Genomic DNA, 19,863 nt, shown 5'->3' on the forward strand with positions numbered 1-19,863 from the left:
ACGCTGCCCTTGCGGGGCGCGGTCGCCAAGGGCCTTGACGGCTCAGCGCCGGACGTCTCCGTTAAAAAAGCGGTTCCGTGCCTGCTGCGCCGGCAGCCGCTGCCGCCGTCGTTCTTTCCGGAACCGCCGCTGAAGCACTGCTGTCCGTCCCGGACCGCCGCAGCGGCATGAATTCCGCCCGGGAGGTGAATCCGTGCTTTTTCTTGAAGAAGTTCACCCGGCCGGCCAGCCATTGGCGGTACTCCTTGGAAGCATAGGTTCCGCCGCCGTACAGCCGGGCATACTTGCCGGACAGGTGGGGGTAGTCGCGGGCAATGAAGGCCAGATACCACTCCCTGGCTCCGGGGCGCAGGTGCAGCGCCCCGGCAGTCACTCCGGTGGCGCCTGCAGCGGCAAGAGCGGAAAAGAGTGCGTCCAGCGACTCGTCCCCGTCAGTGAGCCAGGGCAGGATCGGCATGGCCATCACTGAACAGGGGAGCCCGGCGTCCCGCAGCCGGCTGATCAGCTCAAGCCGCGCCTTGGGTGCGGGCGTCCCCGGTTCCACCCGGTGCGCCAGATCGGGATCCAGCAGCGCCAGCGAAATCCCCATGCCGATCTCGGTGTCCTGGCCGGCGCTTTTGAGCAGGGGGATGTCGCGCGCCAGCAGCGTGCCCTTCGTCAGGATGGAGAACGGTGTTCCGGAAGCGGCCAGTGCCCGGATGATGTCCGGCATCAGTTTGTACCGGCCTTCGGCCCGCTGGTACGGGTCCGTGTTGGTGCCCATGGCCACATGCTCGTGCTGCCAGGAGGGCCGGGCCAGCTCACGCCGAAGCACCTCGGCCACGTTGGTCTTCACGACGAGCTGGCTGTCGAAGTCCATGCCCGCATCCAGATCCAGATAGGTGTGCGTCTTGCGGGCGAAACAGTAAACGCAGGCGTGGCTGCACCCGCGGTAGGGGTTGATGGTCCAGCTGAACGGCATGCCGGATGTTTTCCCGACCTTGTTCAGGGCCGACTTCGAGATCACCTCGTGAAAGGTAATGCCGGCAAACTCCGGTGTTTTCACGCTGCGCACCACGCCCTGCAGGGCCAGAAGAGCGTCCTGTGCTCCGGCCGCCTTCGGTTCCTGCGCTTCCCATCTCATGCCGTCCATTAGAACACATGTACTAATAGCCCGGGTAGTCCCGCTGGCATCCCCTCCCACCCCGCGAAATGGCACAAAGTGCTCTTCCCGGCCCTCAAAAGGCACACTTTCTGCCATCTCGGCGGGTCAGGACGGCGGGTCAGGGCGGTGGGTCAGGACGGGCGGTCGGCGGGTCACATAGCCGCCGTCCTCCAGTCCTGCCAGACGTTCAAAGACATTGCCCGACGCCGGATCGCCGGTGCGGAGCGTGGAGATTCCGGCGGCGAGGAAATAGAGCGGCAGGAACACCGGGCCGAGTGCCGCGTACTGGCTGCTGTGCCGGGCCTCGTGCCGCAGCAGGGCGCTCCGGCCTGCGTCGCCGGGCGCGGGCACCGAAGACAGGGGCCGGAATGAAGGAGTGACCCGGGAGCGGTACAGAATCACGTTGCCGACGGTGAAGGCCGCTGCCCGGGGCAGCGGCCAGGTCCAGCCGCCGGCCAGGAGCAGTCCGTCCGGGCCCCGGGAAATGCGGCATTTGCCTGCCCGGGCCAGAGCGAGCCCGGCAGGGGTACTCAGATTGATGACGTTCAGTACCCGGCGGATCCCGGCGAAAAACGCGGGGGAGGGGGGAGCGGCGCGGCGGAGGTTCACGCTGCCAGTGTAGGGACGCGGTTTGCGCTGCGTCACGTGCGGATCATTCCGGGTCATCAGCCGTTGCCGTGCCCGGGTCACAGTCAGGGTTGGTTAGACTGGAAGCTACGGGCATTTTCCCTCGTTTTTCCACGATCAACGCCCATCAAAACGTCCATCAACAGGGCCGGAAATAGGTAAAGAACTGTACATGTCGAACTCCATACCGGGGACACCGTCCCCAGACACCGTCCCCGAGCCGCCCAACCCGCTGGATGAAGCGGCCGTTACCGCCGCCGTCGAGGCCGCGCTCGCCGCCATCACTGCCGCCGCTGATCTAGATGCCCTCAAGGATGTCCGCATCGCCGTCGCCGGTGACAAGTCGCCGCTGAGCCTGGCCAACCGCACCATCGGTTCCCTCCCCAAGGACCAGAAGTCGGCCGCGGGCAAGCTCGTCGGACCGGCCCGCGGGCGCATCAATGCCGCGCTCGCCGCCCGCACCGTGGAACTGGAAGCAGAGCGCGACGCGCGGATCCTGGTCGAAGAGGCCGTGGACGTCACCGCAGCTCCGCGCCGCCGCCGCATGGGCGGACGCCATCCGCTCTCCACCCTGCAGGACCGCGTCAGCGACATCTTCGTGGGCATGGGCTGGGAAATCGCCGAAGGCCCCGAGGTGGAATCGGAGTGGTTCAACTTCGATGCGCTGAACTTCAAGCCGGACCACCCCGCCCGTGAAATGCAGGACACGTTCTTTGTCGAGCCGCCCGAGGCCCACCTGGTGATGCGCACGCACACCTCGCCGGTCCAGGTGCGCTCCATGCTGGAGCGCGAGCTGCCGATTTATGTGCTGTGCCCGGGCAAGGTGTTCCGCACCGATGAGCTCGACGCCACCCACACCCCGGTCTTCCACCAGTTCGAAGGCCTGGCCATCGACAAGGGCCTGACCATGGCTGACCTGGTTGGCACGCTGGAGCACTTCACCCGCGTGCTCTTCGGCGATGAAGCGAAGGTGCGCCTGCGCCCGAACTACTTCCCCTTCACCGAGCCCAGCGCCGAGCTGGACATCTGGCACCCCGGTGCCAAGGGCGGTCCGCGCTGGATCGAGTGGGGCGGCTGCGGCATGGTCAATCCGAACGTGCTCCGCGCGGCCGGCATTGACCCCGAGGTCTATTCAGGTTTTGCCTTCGGCATGGGTATTGAGCGCGCACTGATGTTCCGCAACGAAGTGGGGGACATGCGCGACATGATCGAGGGCGATGTACGTTTCAGCGAACACTTCGGGATGGAGATCTAAGTGAGAATCCCACTTTCCTGGCTGCGCGAGTATGCCCAGGTTCCGGCGGACGCAACCGCCGAAGACGTCATGGCGGAACTGGTCAAGGTAGGCCTGGAGGAAGAGGACGTCCACCGTCCCGCCGACGAGCTTTCCGGACCGATCGTCGTTGGCCAGGTGCTCTCCATGGAGCCCGAGCCGCAGAAGAACGGCAAGACCATCAACTGGTGCACCGTCCGCGTGGTGCCCGAGGGTGCCGGGCAGACGCTCGACGGCGACGGCATTGACCCCTCCGGAGTCCAGGGCATTGTCTGCGGCGCCCACAACTTCGCCGTGGGGGACAAGGTTGTTGTCACCCTGCCCGGCGCCGTGCTGCCCGGGGACTTCCGGATCAGCCCGCGCAAGACGTACGGACACGTTTCCGCCGGGATGATCGCCTCGGTGCGCGAACTGGGCATCGGCGATGACCACGACGGCATCCTGGTCCTCTCCCGTCTGGGCCTGGACCCCGAGGTCGGCACCGACGCGATGGACCTGCTCGGCCTGTATGACCAGGCAGCGGAAATCAACGTCACCCCCGACCGCGGCTATGTGTTCTCCATCCGCGGCGCTGCGCGCGAGTATGCCCACGCCACCGGAACGGAATTCACCGACCCGGCCGACGCCGTCGTCGTCCCCGTTGCGGACGGCAAGGGCTACGGCGTGCGCCTGGAAGACGGCGCACCGATTTACGGCAAAGCCGGCTGCGACCGCTTTGTGGCGCGCACTGTCCGCGGCGTGGACCCCACGCGCCCGACGCCGCCGTGGATGGCTTCCCGGCTGCGTCTGGCCGGAATGCGCTCGATCTCCCTGATCGTGGACATTTCCAACTACGTGATGCTCGAGCTCGGCCAGCCGCTGCACTTCTATGACCTGGACAAGCTCTCCGGTGACATCGTGGTGCGCCGCGCCGCTGCGGGGGAGACCCTCAAGACACTGGACGAGAAGGTCCGCACCCTCGATCCCGAGGACCTGCTCATCACCGACGACTCCGGCGCGATCGGAATCGCCGGTGTGATGGGCGGGGCAGCCACCGAGGTTTCGGACAGCACCAGCAACATCCTGATCGAAGCCGCGCACTTCGAGGAAGTCAGCATCGGCCGCTCCCGCCGCCGGCATCGCCTGCCCTCGGAAGCGTCCAAGCGCTTCGAACGCGGCGTGGACTGGAACATCGCCGACGTCGCAGCGCAGCGCGCCGTGGACCTGCTGACCGAACTGGCCGGCGGCACCGCCGACGCGTCAGTGACCGACGCCGGAACCAAGCCCGAGGCGAAGGCCATCGACCTGCCGGCGGACTTCGCGTCCAGGCTGATCGGCTATGACTTCACCGAGGACCAGATCACCGGAACCCTGCGTGACCTGGGTGCCGACGTTGCCAAAACGGCTGCCGGCTACTCGGTGACCCCGCCGAGCTGGCGCCCGGACCTGGAAACGCGCGAGGATCTCACCGAGGAAATCATCCGCCTGGTGGGCTACGAGCACATTCCGTCCACGCTGCCCACCGCTCCTCCCGGCCGCGGCCTGACCCGCATCCAGCAGCAGCGCCGCCGCCTGCAGCAGGCGCTCGCCGCCGCCGGCCTGACCGAGGTGCTGTCCTATCCGTTTGTCACGGAAGAGGACAACAACACCTTCGGAACGCCCGACGCCGGCACCTCGCCGGCCGCGGTCAAGCTGGCGAATCCGCTCAGCGCGGAGTTCGGCTACCTGCGCACCTCGGTGCTGCCGGGGCTGTTCGAGGTGGCCAAGCGGAACCTCTCGCGCGGCTTCCGCGACCTGGCGCTGTTCGAATCAGGTTCCGTCTTCCTGCCCGGCGAGCAACTGGGCACCGAAACGATTCCGCCGCTGGGCGTCAAGCCCTCCGAGGAAGTCCTGGATGCTCTGTACGAGGGTGTTCCGGACCAGCCGCTGCACATCGGCGTGCTGTTCACCGGCCATGAATCGCAGCCGGGCGCCGGTTACGCGCCGCGTGCCTGGGACTGGGCCGATGCCGTGGACACCGCCCGCCTGATGGGCGACGTGCTGGGCGTGGAACTGGTGGTGAGCCAGGGCGAGCACCAGGCCTTCCACCCGGGCCGCACCGCCAAGCTGTCGCTGCGCAGCGGCGAAACCGTGGGTTACGCCGGCGAGCTGCATCCCAAGCTGCTCGCAGCCAGGGACATGCCGGCCCGCACGGTGGCATTGGAACTCGACGCCGACGCCCTGTTCGACGCCGCGCCCGAGGTGATTGTGGCCCGCGACATTTCCTCGTTCCCGGCCACCACCCAGGACGTGGCCCTGATGGTGGAGGCAGGCATTCCTGCCGAGGCCGTCCTGGAAACCCTGCGCGAGGGTGCCGGGGAGCTGCTCGAAGACATCTCGCTGTTCGATGTCTACTCCGGCAAGGGCATTGAGGAAGGGCGCAAGTCCCTGGCCTTCGCCCTGCGCTTCCGCGCTCCGGACCGGACACTGACCGCCGATGAGGCGTCTGAGTCCCGGGCCGCCGCCGTCGCGCTGGCTGCCGAGCGGTTTGGTGCCGTGCAGCGCTAGCTGATTCAAGCCGCAGAAGGCAGCAGGTCCCGTCCGGAATCCCGGCGGGACCTGCTGCCTTTTTCCAGCGCGGAGGTCAGTGCCCCTGGAAAGCCTCGGCGAGCCACCAGGATCCGCCGTCGGACGCAATTTTCGCATCGATCACCAGCGGACGGTCCTGGCTTCCCGACTCGTAAGCTGCGATCCATGCCTTGACGGTGTGCAGGTCATCGACCGTTCGAACCGTGACGGCTTCAGCACCGAATCCCCGGGCAATTGCTGCAATATCGGTGTCCGGGAAGGTGACGCTGCCAAGGTCGGCGTTCTTGGTGCCGTGGCCGAAATGGTGGACTTCCGCGCCGTAGGCCGCATCGTTGTAGACAATGCACACCAGCGGCAGGCCCAGCCGGACTGCGGTCTCCAGTTCGCTGATTCCCATGAGGAATCCGCCGTCGCCGGCACCCAGGACCGGCAGCCGCTCCGGCTGCGCAATGGCCGCCCCGATAGCTGTGGAGAGCCCCAGCCCGACCGCCTGAAACGCCTGCGTGAAGCAGAATCCGAATTCATCGGGCACTGCCAGATACTGGCTGGGATAGCCCATGAAGTTTCCGGAGTCCACGGACACTATGCGCTCAGCCGGAAGGAGGGCGTCGAGTTCCCTGCTCAGGACCCGCGGATCGATCAGCGCGGGTGTCGAGAGGTCGGGCGTCTGGACGTCCCGCCAGCTGGAGGACTTGAGGATCAGCGCGTTTTCCGGGCTGCGGTACTTTTGCGCCGCCGCCGGCTGCACTTTTTTCAGCAGCTCCAATGCGTCTTGGGCAGTCAGGGCCGCGTCGCCAAGCACCCCCAGGGAAATCGGCCGGTTGGCTCCCAGGGACGCGTCCTCGACGTCGATTTGGACAACTCTGGCATTTTGGGAGATCAGCCTGCCGTGCCGCATGGTCCACATATTCAAGGTGCAGCCCCAGCCCACGATCAGGTCGGCGCCGGAGATGAGATCGGCTGTCACCGGAGAGGAGAAACCTCCGGAAATACCGAGGCTGAACGCTTCGCCGTTGAAGAGCCCGTTGGCCACAGCGGAGGTGGCTACGAGTGCACCGCAGTGCTCGGCAAGGGCAAGAATTTCATCACGGGCTCCCCGGCCGCCGCGTCCGGCCACAAAGACCGGGCGTGCGGCGCCCCGCAGCAGGTCCACGAGCTGTTCAACACCGGCGGAATTCGGACGCAGGCGGGCGGGCGCCGGCAACTGAACACTCTCACCAGGGACCGGGGCCTGCTCCTTCTGCACATCCAGGGGAAGGCTCAGCACCACCGTCCGGCGTTCATTGAGTGCGGTGCGGAAAGCCCGCACAGTGTCAGCAGCGGCGGATTCGGCCGAATGCACCCGCTCGGCGACGGCACCGACGCTGCGGGCCAGCGCGTCCTGGTCGATCTTGAAATTTGAGCGCACGGCCGCGCCCTGGGTATCGGCCGTCAACACGATCAGGGGTGTCCGGCTCTTCGCGGCCTCACCGATCCCGGTGACTGCATTGGTCAGCCCGCAGCCCTGATGGGTGCTGACCACGCCCACCCTGTTGGACATCCGCGCGTACGCGTCCGCCATGGTGGCGGCACCGCCTTCATGGCGGGCAGCCGTGAACGGCACCCCGGCGCTGCGGAGGGCGTTGACGACGTCGAAGTTTCCGCTGCCAACAACTCCAAAGACATGTCCGACGCCGAGACCCGCCAGAGTCTGCCCCACAAGAACGGACACCGGCACGGTTTCGCTCATGAGGCCTCCACGAGGGCGAAGACCCGGGCCGGGCTTCCGGTTCCGCCGACAATCGGCAACGGGGCAACAACCAGGGTGGCGCCGGTTACCGGCAGCTTGTCGACCTGGCGGAGGGACGTGATCCCGTACTTGTCCGCCCCCAGAAGAAACCAGTGGACGGGGAACATGGGATCGAAAGCCGCGGCCTGCCCCGCGTCAATGCCCACGGTTTCCACCCCGAAACCGCTGACGCGCTCGTTGGCCGCAATCCAGCGGGCACCGGCCGGCGAGACGCCCGGCGTGTGGGAGCCGCTGTCATCGGCGTTAATAAAGTCTGCCGCATTGCCGCCCCGTGCTGACCAGCCGGTGCGGAAGATGATCCAGCAGTTGTCCGGGAGGGGACCGTTCTCGTCCTCCCATTGCTCAAAATCCGCCGGCTCCAGCAGGAAATCCGGGTTCCGGGCGACCTCCGCGGTTTTGTCAATCACCACGGCGGGGCCAATGAGCCTCGCAGGCTCAATCTGGTCCACTGACTTGCCGTCTCGGCCCGAGATCCAATGCACCGGAGCGTCGAGGTGGGTCCCGGCATGCTCTCCCACAGTCATGTCGTTCCAGGCCCAGCCGGGCCCGGCGTCGTCAAAGCTGCTCACGGCGGAAAGACTCAGCCCAACGGTGTTGGCGAAAGGCTCCGGGAGGCTGAGGATCGGAGTCTCCCTGCCCAGCGGAGTCGTGAGGTCCAGGAACTCCACCGACCCGTCCCCAAGTGCCATCGTCAGTTTCTCTACTACGGACATTGCTCTCCGATCGGGTTGGCTTCCTGCGCAGGATGCGGGCGGGGGCGGCGCGGGCATCATTCCTGATGCTCATCCGGTGAAGTCGAGTCTAACCATCCGGTCAAAATCCGTGTCGGAGCATTTTTGACCGGCGCCTTCGGTCCGGACCACCGGGGAGAAACCCCGGACCGGCGGAGAGCCCTGTGCAATAGTGGCCGGATGAGCAACCAGCAGGAGCTGTGGGACAGCGACGCCGCGCAACGCTATGACACCCCGGGGGAGGGGATGTTTGCTCCCGGGGTACTGGGGCCAACGGTTGAGGTGCTGGCAGAGCTGGCGGCCGGCGGGCCTGCCGTCGAGTTTGCCGTCGGCACGGGACGGGTGGCCGTCCCGCTTGCTGAGGCCGGCATTGCGGTCAGCGGCATTGAACTGTCGCACGCGATGATTGCGCGGCTGCGCGAGAAGGCCGATGAGGCCCGCATCCCCGTGGTGCAGGGTGACATGGCCGAGGCGACGGCGGGAAGCGGCTTCTCCCTCGCGTTCCTGGTGTTCAACACCATTGCCAATCTGCTGACACAGGAGGAGCAGGTCCGGTGTTTCGAGAACGCCGCCCGCCACCTCGCACCCGGCGGATGCTTCGTCGTCGAGCTCTGGGTGCCGCAGCTGCGCTCGCTGCCGCCGGGCCACGGCGGAACGGTCGAGGTCAGTGAACCGGGGTATCTCCTGGTGGACACCTATGACGTGCTGCGGCAGCACGTCATCTCCCACCACGTGCGTTTCGGTCCGGAACTCTCGGACGGCCGTGCTGCGCGGATCACCCGGACCCCGCACCGGTACATTTGGCCCGGGGAGCTTGACCTGATGGCCAGGCTGGCCGGGTTCGAGCGGGAAGCCAGGTGGGCGGACTGGGACCGCAGCCCTTTCACTGACCAGTCCCGCAGCCATGTGACGGTGTACCGGCTCCGAGCGGACTAGATCAGGTCCGGGCCCGGGTCCTGGCCCGGTACGAACTGTGGCAGGATCTGCCTATGTCATCCCCGCCCTCCCTGGTGCTGATCGGCCCGGCTGCCGCCGGTAAAACCACCGCCGGCTCGCTGGCGGCGGCCATCCTCGGGGTGTCCTTCGTGGACATCGACGACGTCGGCGGCCGGTACTACGCAGAGGTTGGCTGGAGCATCGAACGCCTGGTGCGCCGCAGCAAAGAGGTGGGACGCGTTGCGGCGGAGCGGGACTGGGAGCCGGCGCGCGCCCACGCTGTTCGCCGCGCCGTCGCAGACCATCCCGGAGCAGTGCTCGCTCTGGGCGCCGGGCACACCTCCTACACGGACCCCGGGTGCCGTGCAGAGGTCCGCGCCGCGCTCAGCAGCGTGCCGCGGGTTGTCCTGCTGCTGCCCTCGGAGGACCGCGGGACCGCACTGGCTGAGCTGCGGCAGCGCTCGCGTGCGTCAAAGGGGACGGACTGGATCAGTTCCGGACATGATTTCCTCGCGGAGTGGCTGGACGACGAGGGCCTGCGGTCCCTGGCGACGGACACCGTCCTGACCGCCGGCCGGCAGCCGCAGGAGACGGCCGAACAGGTTGCCGCCTTGCTGGGGCCGAGCGCCCGCCGAGTAAACCGGACCGGCTCCTGACACCAGGGTCAGCTGCGGGCCGGATGTACGTTCAGAATCCCGTGGCCCCGGGCTGCGGCTCTTTTCCGGTTTCGCCCCATCAGGGTCCCGGTCGCGGCCAAAACGCCGTCGTCAGCCCCAGACCGCGGTGGCCGGATCAACGCCGCGGGCGAGCGCGTTGGCATTGATGACTTCCTGTATCCAGGCAGCCAAGCCGGGCTCCGTGTGGTCATAGGACGCTGCGAAGTCCGGCTCCGCGGTAAACAGGGAACCGATGAGTACGTGCATGGAGACAGTGCAGTGGAAGTAGGCGCTCATTGCCTGCCGGTGCTGCTCGGCCAGGGCGTTGGCCCCGGGACTGCCCGGAACCATCCCGGCGCGCATCCCCGCGGCCAGCGCCTGAACTGCTTCAGCGGTGGCCGCTACAATTTCCTGCCACTCCTCAGGGGTCCGGTCCGCGGAACGTTCCGCGTATTCTGCCCACTGGGGCGAGTCTGCCCAGCGCTCGCGGGCAGCTGCGGCACGGCCCGGATCCCAGCCGGCGCCCAGAAACACGTCCGCTTCCGGTCCGGACAGGAGAACACCCGTTGCGTCGGCGGCGAGGAGGCGGTCCACTGACACAACCAGCTCTTCGAGCTGCCTGATCCGGGACTGCACCTCTTCGCGGCGGGTTGTCAGCTCTTTCCGCCGGCCAGCGGCAGGCAAGGAGAGGAAGTCCCGAATGTCGGCGAGGGGCATGCCCAGCTCGCGGAACAGCAGGGTGCGGCGTGCCCGTGCCACGTCCGCCTCCGCATACACGCGGTATCCGCCGGGAGTCCGGCCGGACGGAGCAACGACGCCGAGATGGTCCCAGTGGTGCAGCGTGCGAACGCTGATGCCAAGCTGGCGGGCAACCGTGCCCACCGTCTGCCCGGGGTGCTGATCCGGCGCCATCACGGAGCAGCGCAATCCCGGGACCGGCCGGCCGGCTCCCCGGTGCCGGGGCCGGCGTCGATCACCTGGTGCAGGAAAGCAACGTGGCCGTCGAACGCAGCCCGCCCCTTGGCCGTGAGGTCGGCCCAGGTGTGCGTGCGGCCGCCCGGGCCGGGGCCTTTGGCCAGCTGCACGTATCCCGCCTGCTCCAGCTGCTTCAGGTGTTTGCTCAGGGTGGGGTTGCTGACCTCCAGCGAGTCGCGGAGCAGCGCGAATTCGGTGCTGCCCAGCCGGGCCAGCATTCCGCAGATGCGCAGCCGGACCGCCCCGTGCACCAGCTCATCGAAGCGCGGCTTCGGCAGCATCAGACGCCGTCGAGGATGGAGCGGACAAAGGCCCGTTCCATCCGGATGCCGAGAACGAGGACGACGGCGAAGGTCAGCAGAACTGCCGCGGCCAGCAGTGCGGGCGGGCTGTCCGGATCCACTACGACCATGGCCACCCCGACTATCACCGTCAGGAAGGCAACCAGCACGGCACCGACTTTGAGCGAGTGCCGGAATGCCCAGGGATCGGCGCGCGTACCGGTAATCAGGGGACGCAGCGTCCCGAGCAGGGCCAGGGCTGCGGCGGCGGCCGCAAAACCCATGGCCTGCCAGCGGCCGAAGCCGAAGGACAGCACGAAACCGGCGCAGCACAATGCCTGCACCACCAGATACCAGCGCGGTGCAGCGGACCGCCGGCCCGCGGCGACGGCGTCGGCCTGCAGCGTACTGAGCTGTTGCCGGGCGCTCCCCGGGCTGAGATCCTCTGTTTCCATGTTGGCAACCCTAGACTTGCCGGACTGGAAAGTCGAGGGTTTTGCACACGCGAAGCCGGAGCAGCCGGGTTAGGGAAGCAGCAGCACCTTTCCGGTGGTCCTGCGGCCCTCAAGATCCTGCTGGGCGCGGGTGGCCTCGGCCAGCGGATAGGTGGCGCCGATCCGGACATCCAGCGTGCCCTCGCGGACCATCTCGAACAGCTCGTGGGCGCGCCACTGCCGTTCTTCGGGGGTGAGCAGGTAGTCGCCCAGGGTGGGACGGGTCAGGAACAGCGAGCCCGAGGAGTTCAGCCGCTGAATGTCGAAGGGCGGCACCTGCCCCGAGGCGCCGCCGAAGAGCACCAGCATGCCGCGCTTGCGCAGGCTGGCCAGGGAGCCGTCAAACGTGGCCTTCCCGACGCCGTCGTACACCACGTCCACACCCTTTCCGTCGGTCAGGTGGCGGACCTCCTCGGCAAAACCGTCGTAATCCAGCGCATGGTCGGCGCCGGCGGAGCGCGCCAGGTCCCGCTTCTCCTCGGAGGAGGCGGTGGTGATGACCCGGGCGCCCTTGGCTTTGAGCAGCTGGATCAGCAGCAGCCCCACGCCGCCGGCGCCGGCGTGGGTCAGGACGGTCTGGCCCTCTTCCACGGGAAAGGTGGAATTGCAGAGGTAATGCGCCGTCATGCCCTGCATCGGCAGCGCTGCCGCCACTTCCTCGCTGACGCCCTCGGGAATGGGCAGCGCCTTGTCAGCCTCCATGATCGTGTATTCCGAGTAGGTGCCGCCGCCTTCGGCCGTCGCCACCCGTGAACCCTCGCGGAATGCGGTCACGTCGCGGCCTGCCGCCACTACAGTTCCGGCCGCTTCGGCGCCGGGAATGAAGGGATAATCCATGGGGTAGACACCGCTGCGCTTGTAGGTGTCGATGAAGTTCACGCCCGCCGCCGCAACCCGGACCAGCAGTTCCTTGGGGCCGGGCTCGGGCAGGTCGACGTCTTCGTAGCGCAGGATTTCCGGCCCGCCGGGGGCGGGGACCACAATAGCTTTATGCATGGATTGTCTCTTCTGTTGCAGGCATCGGTGTCGCTGCCATCGTAGGGCACCGTCCGTGCCGGCGCACCGGAGCTTCCCCACCAGTTGCCGCAGGCGGCGAAATCAGCAGCCGCGTCATCTATGCATAATTATGAAGGTGTATGCATAAATCTACTGTAGGGTGAAGCCATGACCATTTCAGTTGCTGTCTCAGGAGCCTCCGGATACGCCGGAGGTGAAGTGCTGCGCCTGCTGGCCGGACATCCCTCCGTCACTATCGGCGCCATCACGGCCCACAGCAACGCCGGTTCCCGGCTGGGCGAGCTGCAGCCCCATCTGCATGCGCTCGCCGACCGGGTCCTCGTTGACACCACGGTGGAAAACCTGGCCGGGCACGACGTCGTTTTCCTCGCCCTGCCGCACGGCGCCAGCGCCGCCATCGCCGCGCAGCTTGATCCGTCCGTGCTCGTGATTGACGCCGGTGCCGACCACCGGCTCGAAGATCCGCTGGCCTGGGAGAAGTTCTACGGCTCGCCGCATGCCGGTTCCTGGCCGTACGGGCTGCCCGAGCTGCCAGGCCACCGCGACCGCCTCAAGGGCGCTACCCGGATTGCCGTTCCGGGCTGCTATCCCACGTCCTCGCTGCTGGCGCTGACGCCGGGCTTCTCGGCCGGGCTGCTGGAGCCCGACGACGTCGTCATCGTCGCTGCCTCGGGCACCTCGGGTGCGGGCAAGGCAGCCAAGCCGCACCTGCTCGGGTCCGAAGTGATGGGCGGAATGAGCCCCTACGGCGTGGGCGGCGGACACCGCCACACCCCCGAAATTGAACAGGGACTCTCAGCCGCAGCCGGCGAGAGCGTTGCCGTGTCCTTTACGCCCACCCTGGCGCCCATGTCCCGCGGCATCCTCACCACCGCCACGGCCAAGGTCCGCCCCGGCGTCACCGCCGGGCAGCTGCGGTCCGCATGGGAAGAGGCATACGGCGGCGAGCACTTTGTCCGGCTGCTTCCCGAAGGCCAGTGGCCGGCCACCAAGATGGTGGTGGGCTCCAACTATGCAGCGCTGCAGCTGGCGTATGACGCCCGCGCCAACCGCGTGATCGTCACCTGCGTGATCGACAACCTGAACAAAGGCACCGCCGGCGGCGCGGTGCAGTCCATGAACATTGCCCTCGGCCTGGAAGAAACCGCCGGACTGACAACGCAGGGAGTTGCCCCGTAATGAGCACCACCGACAACAGCACGGCACCCGGAACCTCCGAAGCCAACGGCACGGGTGCCGGCACCGGGATCACCGCTCCGGCAGGATTCCGCGCCGCCGGCATCACCGCCGGCCTGAAGCTCTCCGGCGGACGCGACATGGCGCTGGTGGTCAACGACGGCCCGTCGAAGGCCGCGGCAGCGGTCTTCACCCGCAACCGGGTAGCCGCCGCACCCGTGCACTGGTCCCGCCAGGTCATCTCGGACGGACGCGCCGATGCCGTCATCCTCAACTCCGGCGGCGCGAACGCCTGCACCGGCCCGCAGGGCTTCCAGAACACCCACGCCACCGCCGAAAAAACCGCCGAAGTCCTGGGCCTGTCGGCGTCCGACGTTGTGGTCTGCTCCACCGGCCTGATCGGCGAGCAGCTGCCGATGGACAAGATCCTCCCCGGGGTGGAGGCAGCAGCCAAGGCCCTGGCCGCCGACGGCGGCGCCTCCGCGGCCGAAGCCATCATGACCACCGACACCGTCTCCAAGCAGGCCGTCTTCACCGGCAGCGGCTACAGCATCGGCGGCATGGCCAAGGGCGCCGGCATGCTGGCTCCGGGCCTGGCCACCATGCTTGTGGTGCTGACCACCGATGCGCTGCTGCCGGCCGCCGAGCTGGATGCCGCCCTGCGCGCCGCCACCGCCGTCACCTTCGACCGCACGGACTCGGACGGCTGCATGTCCACCAATGACACCGTGGTTCTGATGGCGTCCGGCGCCTCCGAAACCGTTCCGGAGGCCGGGGAGTTCACCGCCGGCCTCACCGAGGTCTGCCATTCCCTGGCCCAGCAGCTGATCACCGACGCCGAGGGCGCCAGCCACGACATCGCCGTCACCACTGTGAACGCCGCCACCGTCGCCGACGCCGAAACCGCCTCCCGCGCCGTCTCCCGTTCCAACCTGTTCAAGACCGCCATCTTCGGCAACGACCCCAACTGGGGCCGGGTGCTCTCGGCCGTGGGCACCACGGACGCCGCCTTCGAGCCGGACCGGATCAACGTCACCATCAACGGCGTGCAGGTCTGCCGCGACGGGGGCATCGGTGATTCCCGGGACCTGGTGGACCTGACCGGCCGCCGGGTTACGGTGGAAATCGACCTGAACGCGGGCACGGAAAGCGCCACCATCTGGACCAATGACCTGACCACGGACTACGTCCACGAAAACTCGGCCTACAGCAGCTGATCGGGGACATCATGAGCACACCCACAGAAGCCAAAGAACAGCTGGCCGCCCAGGACAAGGCCGCCACCCTCATTGAGGCGCTGCCCTGGATCCAGCGGTTCGCCGGTTCCATCATGGTCATCAAATACGGCGGCAACGCCATGGTCAACGATGAGCTGCGGCAGGCCTTTGCCGAGGACATCGTCTTCCTGCACCACGTGGGCGTCCACCCCGTCGTCGTGCACGGCGGCGGCCCGCAGATCAGCGCCCTGCTCGAACGCCTGGGCATCAAGTCCGAATTCAGGGGCGGACTGCGCGTCACCACCCCCGAAGCGATGGACGCCGTGCGCATGGTCCTCACCGGGCAGGTGGGCCGCGAGCTGGTCGGGATGATCAACGCCCACGGCCCCTACGCCGTCGGGCTCTCCGGTGAAGACGGCGCGCTCCTGCGCGCCGAACGCATCGGCGCGGTGGTGGACGGCGAGGAGGTTGACCTCGGCCTGGTCGGCGAAGTCACCGGCGTGAACCCCGGCGCCATCGTGGACCTGCTGGAAGCCGGGCGGATTCCCGTCATCTCCACAGTGGCTCCTGAAGTAAACGACGACGGCGCGCCCACCGGCCAGGTGCTGAACGTCAACGCCGACACCGCGGCGGCAGCCCTGGCCGTCGCCCTGGGCGCCTCGCGGCTGGTGGTGCTGACCGACGTCGAAGGCCTGTACGCGGACTGGTCGGATAAGTCGTCGCTGATTTCCTCGCTCACCGCCGGTGAGCTGCGGGGCATGCTGCCGTCCCTGGAAGCGGGCATGATCCCCAAAATGCGGGCCTGCCTGGCCGCGGTCGACGGCGGAGTGGACCGCGCCGCCGTCGTGGACGGCCGGATGGCCCACTCCATGCTGCTGGAAGTCTTCACCACTGCCGGCATCGGCACCCAGGTTATTCCGGAGGAGAAGCAGTGAGCAGCGCCACGAGCAAACACATCGAAGCCGACGCCGCCCTGGCGGAACTGACGGGCACCTCGCAGGACTGGCTGCGCCGCTACGGATCTTCCCTGATGGGCGTCTTCGGCACTCCCCAGCGCGTGCTGGTCCGGGGCAGCGGCTGCACGGTCTGGGACGCCGACGGCAAGGAATACCTGGACCTGCTCGGCGGCATTGCCGTCAACGCGCTGGGCCACGCACATCCCTTCCTGACCTCGGTGATCAGCAGCCAGCTGGCCACCCTGGGCCACGTGTCGAATTTCTTCACCAGCCCCACGCAGGTGGCGCTGGCGGAAAAGCTGCTGCAGCTGGCCGGGGCGCCGGAGGGCTCGAAGGTCTTTTTCGCCAACTCGGGCACTGAAGCCAATGAAGCGGCGTTCAAGCTCGCCCGCCGCAACACCGGTTCCGCTGCAACCGGCGGCGCCGTGCGGCGCACCCGGATCCTTGCCCTCGACGGCGCGTTCCACGGCCGGACCCTGGGTGCGCTGGCGCTGACCGCCAAAAAGGCCTACCGGGAACCGTTTGAGCCGCTGCCCGGGGGAGTCGAGCACATCCCGTTCGGGGACGTGGACGCCCTGCACGCCGCCGTGGATGACACTGTTGCCGCCGTCTTTGTCGAGCCGATCCAGGGTGAAGCCGGGGTGCGGCCGCTGCCTGCGGGCTACCTGCAGGCAGCGCGGGAGATCACGGCCGCCGCCGGTGCGCTGCTGATCGTGGACGAAGTGCAGACCGGTATCGGCCGCACCGGACAGTGGTTCGCCTCGGAGGGTGTGCTGCCCGACGCCATGACCCTGGCCAAGGGCCTGGGCGGCGGCTTCCCGGTGGGCGCGCTGATCACCTTTGGCGAGACGGCGTCGTCGCTGCTCTCCGCCGGCCAGCACGGAACCACGTTCGGCGGAAACCCGGTGGCGACCGCCGCTTCGCTGGCGACCCTGCACGTCATCGAATCCGCCGGACTGCTGGATCAGGTCCGGGACACCGGGGCGTACCTGAGGGCCGCGCTGGCAGCGGTTGCCGGCGTTGCCGAGGTGCGCGGGGAAGGCCTGCTGATCGGCTTCGACCTAGACCGGGATATGGCCCCGGCCGCCGTGGCCGCCGCACTGGACGCCGGATTCATCATCAACTCCACCGGACCGCACACCCTGCGCCTGGCCCCGCCGCTGATCCTCACCCGAGGCCAGGCCGACTCATTTGTGAACGCACTGCCGGGGATCCTGGCCGCCGCCCGGTCCGCCGCAGAGACAGAAGGACAATCATGACCCGCCATTTCCTGGTCGACACCGACCTCACCCAGGCCGAGCAGACCGAAGTGCTGGACCTTGCCGACGCGCTGAAACAGGACCGCTACAAGTACCAGCCGTATGCCGGTGCATCGACCGGCCGCAAGACGGTGGCGGTTATTTTCGACAAGACCTCCACCCGCACCCGCGTGTCCTTTGCCGCCGGGGTGGCCGATCTCGGTGGCGTGCCGCTGATCATCGGCGCGGGGGAGTCCCAGCTCGGGCACAAGGAAAGCGTCGCGGACACCACCAAGGTGCTCGAACGCATGGTCTCCACCATCGTCTGGCGCACCTACGCGCAGTCCGGGCTGGAGGAAATGGCGGCGAATTCCGGCGTGCCCGTCATCAACGCGCTCTCCGATGACTATCATCCCTGCCAGCTGCTGGCGGACCTGATGACCATCCGCGAGCACAAGGGCGCCCTGGCCGGCCTGACCCTGACCTACCTGGGGGACTGCGCCAACAACATGGCCAACTCCTACCTGCTGGCCGGAGTCACTGCCGGCATGCACGTCCGGGTGGCCGGGCCGGTCGGCTACCTGCCCGATCCGTTGATTGTCGACGCCGCCGCGACCCGTGCCGAGGAAACCGGCGGTTCGGTAATGATCACCACCGATCCGGCTGAAGCGCTGGCCGGAGCCGACGTCGTTGCCACGGACACCTGGGTCTCCATGGGCCAGGAAGATGAAAAGGCTGCCCGCTCCGAGCTTTTCCGCGACTACGCGGTGGACGGCACAGCGATGGCGCAGGCCGCGGATGACGCCGTCGTGCTGCACTGCCTGCCGGCCTACCGCGGCTACGAAATTTCCGCAGACGTCATTGACGGACCCCAGTCAGTGGTCTGGGACGAGGCGGAAAACCGGCTGCACGCGCAGAAGGCACTGATGGTGTGGCTGATGGCGCGCTCGGGCCTGACCGGCGTTCCGGAGGGCAAATCATGAGCATGCCGGCCACCAAAACCGCACGCCAGGCGCGCATCCGCGCCCTGCTGACCGGATCCTCGGTCCGGTCCCAGGCGGAACTCGCCGCCCTGCTGGCCGACGACGGCGTCCAGGTCACCCAGGCCACGCTGTCCCGGGACCTGGTGGAACTGGGAGCGGTGCGGATGCGCGGCAAGGAAGGGGTGCTGGTGTACGCGGTGCCCTCCGAGGGCGGCGAACGCGCACCGAAGTCCGGGGTGACCCAGGAAGTCCTGGACGCCCGGCTGGCCCGGCTCTGCGGGGAACTGCTGGTCACCGCGGAGGCCTCCGGCAACATCGTGGTGCTGCGCACCCCGCCCGGCGCCGCGAACTTCCTGGCCCTGGCCATCGACCACTCGGTGATGCCGTCCATTCTGGGCACCATCGCCGGTGACGACACGGTGGTGATGGTCACCCGGGAGCCCGACGGCGGCGCCGACGTCGCGGCCCGCTTCCTGCGCATAGCGGATGAAGCCACGGCCAACGGCCAGGCTCCGGACAGCCGCATCCTGTAGCTGTCCCTCCAAAACTTTCCACCTACCTTCATCAACAAGCAGCCTGCAGAGGCTGCACCAAGCAAGAGGAGCGTATTTCGTGAGCGAACGCATTGTTCTGGCCTACTCCGGTGGCCTTGATACATCGGTGGCCATCGGCTGGATCGCCGAGGCAACAGGTGCCGAAGTTATCGCCGTGGCGGTCGACGTCGGACAGGGCGGCGAGTCCCTGGAAACCATCCGCCAGCGCGCCCTCTCCTGCGGCGCCGTCGAGGCCTATGTTGCCGATGCCCGGGACGAATTCGCCTCCGAGTACTGCATGCCGGCGCTGAAGGCCAACGGCCTGTACATGGATTCCTACCCGCTGGTTTCGGCGCTGTCCCGCCCGGTGATCGTCAAGCACCTCGTCGCAGCCGCCCGCCAGTTCGGGGCCACCACCGTGTCCCACGGCTGCACCGGCAAGGGCAATGACCAGGTCCGCTTCGAGGTCGGCATCCAGACCCTGGGCCCGGACCTGAAGTGCATCGCACCGGTCCGCGACCTGGCCCTGACCCGCGACAAGGCCATTGCCTTCGCCGAGGAAAAGAACCTGCCGATCGTCACCACCAAGAAGAACCCGTTCTCCATCGACGCCAACGTCTGGGGACGCGCCGTGGAGACCGGTTTCCTGGAAGACATCTGGAACGGCCCCACCCCGGATGTGTATGAGTACACCTCCGATCCCGCCGCCGGCCTTGCCGCCGACGAAGTGGTCATCACCTTCAAGGAAGGCATTCCGGTAGCGATCGACGGCAAGCCCGTCACCCCGCTGCAGGCCATCGAGCAGATGAACCTGCGCGCCGGTGCCCAGGGCATTGGCCGCATCGACATCGTCGAAGACCGCCTCGTGGGCATCAAGAGCCGCGAAATCTACGAAGCCCCCGGTGCCATGGCGCTGATGGCCGCCCACCGCGAGCTCGAAAACGTGACCGTGGAGCGCGAGCAGGCCCGCTTCAAGAAGACTGTTGGCCAGCGCTGGACCGAACTGGTCTACGACGGCCAGTGGTTCTCCCCGCTGAAGAAGTCCCTGGACGCCTTCATCGAGGACACCCAGAAGTACGTCTCCGGCGACATCCGCATGACGCTGGAAAGCGGCCGTGCCGTAGTGACCGGACGCCGGTCCGACACCTCGCTGTACGACTTCAACCTCGCCACCTACGACACCGGCGACAGCTTCGACCAGTCCATGGCCCGCGGCTTCATCGAGCTGTTCGGGATGTCCTCCAAGGTGGCCTCCGGCCGCGACCAGCGTGCGGCGGAAGGTAAGTAGGA

The 19,863-nt window shown here is 67.6% G+C and carries 19 protein-coding genes; 11 read left to right on the plus strand and 8 right to left on the minus strand.

Translation table 11 applies throughout. The annotated features are described in order from the left end of the window. Positions 1-61: 61 nt before the first annotated feature. Positions 62-1,123, minus strand: coding sequence for an Rv2578c family radical SAM protein (locus M1D40_RS05930; protein ID WP_341395864.1), 1,062 nt, complete (start codon positions 1,121-1,123; stop codon positions 62-64). Between the two features lie 126 nt (positions 1,124-1,249). Continuing rightward, complete coding sequence (locus tag M1D40_RS05935; RefSeq protein WP_461170526.1) at positions 1,250-1,789, minus strand: hypothetical protein; 540 nt, start codon at positions 1,787-1,789, stop codon at positions 1,250-1,252. A 154-nt stretch (positions 1,790-1,943) separates the two neighbouring features. Here M1D40_RS05935 and pheS point away from each other — a divergent pair, with 154 nt between their 5' ends. Together pheS and pheT are read left to right on the plus strand one after the other, a co-directional pair. Continuing rightward, positions 1,944-3,026, plus strand: coding sequence for a phenylalanine--tRNA ligase subunit alpha (gene pheS / locus M1D40_RS05940; protein WP_461170527.1), 1,083 nt, complete (start codon positions 1,944-1,946; stop codon positions 3,024-3,026). Then, complete coding sequence (pheT, locus tag M1D40_RS05945) at positions 3,027-5,570, plus strand: phenylalanine--tRNA ligase subunit beta (RefSeq protein WP_461170528.1); 2,544 nt, start codon at positions 3,027-3,029, stop codon at positions 5,568-5,570. Positions 5,571-5,646: 76 nt separating this feature from the next. Here the strand turns inward: pheT and M1D40_RS05950 are convergent, their stop codons facing one another. Both M1D40_RS05950 and M1D40_RS05955 read right to left on the minus strand, forming a co-directional pair. Continuing rightward, a complete protein-coding gene (locus tag M1D40_RS05950; protein ID WP_461170529.1) occupies positions 5,647-7,320 on the minus strand; it encodes a thiamine pyrophosphate-binding protein in 1,674 nt (557 codons plus the stop codon). After that, positions 7,317-8,093: a cyclase family protein gene (locus M1D40_RS05955; protein ID WP_461170530.1), complete on the minus strand. Its 777-nt coding sequence runs from the start codon at positions 8,091-8,093 to the stop codon at positions 7,317-7,319. The genes M1D40_RS05950 and M1D40_RS05955 overlap by 4 nt, the downstream gene beginning before the upstream one ends. A gap of 198 nt (positions 8,094-8,291) precedes the next feature. Here M1D40_RS05955 and M1D40_RS05960 point away from each other — a divergent pair, with 198 nt between their 5' ends. Further along, complete coding sequence (locus tag M1D40_RS05960) at positions 8,292-9,047, plus strand: class I SAM-dependent DNA methyltransferase (protein ID WP_461170531.1); 756 nt, start codon at positions 8,292-8,294, stop codon at positions 9,045-9,047. 53 nt (positions 9,048-9,100) lie between these two features. Further along, positions 9,101-9,703 carry a shikimate kinase gene (locus tag M1D40_RS05965; protein ID WP_461170532.1) on the plus strand — a complete coding sequence of 201 codons (603 nt, stop codon included), beginning with the start codon at positions 9,101-9,103 and terminating at the stop codon, positions 9,701-9,703. Positions 9,704-9,814: 111 nt separating this feature from the next. Here the strand turns inward: M1D40_RS05965 and M1D40_RS05970 are convergent, their stop codons facing one another. The 4 genes from M1D40_RS05970 to M1D40_RS05985 form a co-directional block, all read right to left on the minus strand. Next, positions 9,815-10,615: a MerR family transcriptional regulator gene (locus tag M1D40_RS05970; RefSeq protein WP_461170533.1), complete on the minus strand. Its 801-nt coding sequence runs from the start codon at positions 10,613-10,615 to the stop codon at positions 9,815-9,817. Next, positions 10,615-10,959 carry a transcriptional regulator gene (locus M1D40_RS05975; protein WP_461170534.1) on the minus strand — a complete coding sequence of 115 codons (345 nt, stop codon included), beginning with the start codon at positions 10,957-10,959 and terminating at the stop codon, positions 10,615-10,617. Before M1D40_RS05975 ends, M1D40_RS05970 begins: the two co-directional genes overlap by 1 nt. Further along, the gene (locus M1D40_RS05980; RefSeq protein WP_461170535.1) at positions 10,959-11,414 is read right to left on the minus strand and encodes a hypothetical protein; all 456 of its coding nucleotides are present in this window, start codon (positions 11,412-11,414) and stop codon (positions 10,959-10,961) included. The genes M1D40_RS05975 and M1D40_RS05980 overlap by 1 nt, the downstream gene beginning before the upstream one ends. A 69-nt stretch (positions 11,415-11,483) precedes the next feature. Next, positions 11,484-12,449, minus strand: a complete 966-nt coding sequence (locus tag M1D40_RS05985; RefSeq protein ID WP_341395848.1) for a quinone oxidoreductase family protein — start codon at positions 12,447-12,449, stop codon at positions 11,484-11,486. 168 nt (positions 12,450-12,617) lie between these two features. On the opposite strand from M1D40_RS05985, the gene argC reads away from it, so the two are divergent. The 7 genes from argC to M1D40_RS06020 all read left to right on the plus strand — a co-directional run bounded on the left by argC (position 12,618) and on the right by M1D40_RS06020 (position 19,861). Further along, positions 12,618-13,649: an N-acetyl-gamma-glutamyl-phosphate reductase gene (argC, locus tag M1D40_RS05990; RefSeq protein ID WP_461170536.1), complete on the plus strand. Its 1,032-nt coding sequence runs from the start codon at positions 12,618-12,620 to the stop codon at positions 13,647-13,649. Then, positions 13,649-14,863, plus strand: a complete 1,215-nt coding sequence (gene argJ, locus M1D40_RS05995; protein WP_461170537.1) for a bifunctional glutamate N-acetyltransferase/amino-acid acetyltransferase ArgJ — start codon at positions 13,649-13,651, stop codon at positions 14,861-14,863. The genes argC and argJ overlap by 1 nt, the downstream gene beginning before the upstream one ends. 11 nt (positions 14,864-14,874) lie before the next feature. Next, positions 14,875-15,798, plus strand: a complete 924-nt coding sequence (gene argB, locus M1D40_RS06000) for an acetylglutamate kinase (protein WP_341395845.1) — start codon at positions 14,875-14,877, stop codon at positions 15,796-15,798. After that, positions 15,795-17,078: an acetylornithine transaminase gene (locus M1D40_RS06005; RefSeq protein ID WP_461170538.1), complete on the plus strand. Its 1,284-nt coding sequence runs from the start codon at positions 15,795-15,797 to the stop codon at positions 17,076-17,078. Before argB ends, M1D40_RS06005 begins: the two co-directional genes overlap by 4 nt. Continuing rightward, complete coding sequence (argF, locus tag M1D40_RS06010) at positions 17,075-18,040, plus strand: ornithine carbamoyltransferase (RefSeq protein ID WP_461170539.1); 966 nt, start codon at positions 17,075-17,077, stop codon at positions 18,038-18,040. The genes M1D40_RS06005 and argF overlap by 4 nt, the downstream gene beginning before the upstream one ends. Further along, positions 18,037-18,573 (plus strand): arginine repressor, encoded by a 537-nt coding sequence (locus M1D40_RS06015; protein WP_341395843.1) that lies wholly within the window; start codon positions 18,037-18,039, stop codon positions 18,571-18,573. The genes argF and M1D40_RS06015 overlap by 4 nt, the downstream gene beginning before the upstream one ends. Positions 18,574-18,652: 79 nt before the next feature. Further along, a complete protein-coding gene (locus M1D40_RS06020; RefSeq protein ID WP_341395842.1) occupies positions 18,653-19,861 on the plus strand; it encodes an argininosuccinate synthase in 1,209 nt (402 codons plus the stop codon). The last annotated feature ends 2 nt before the right edge of the window (positions 19,862-19,863 follow it).

The organism is Arthrobacter sp. Z1-15, from assembly GCF_054792395.1.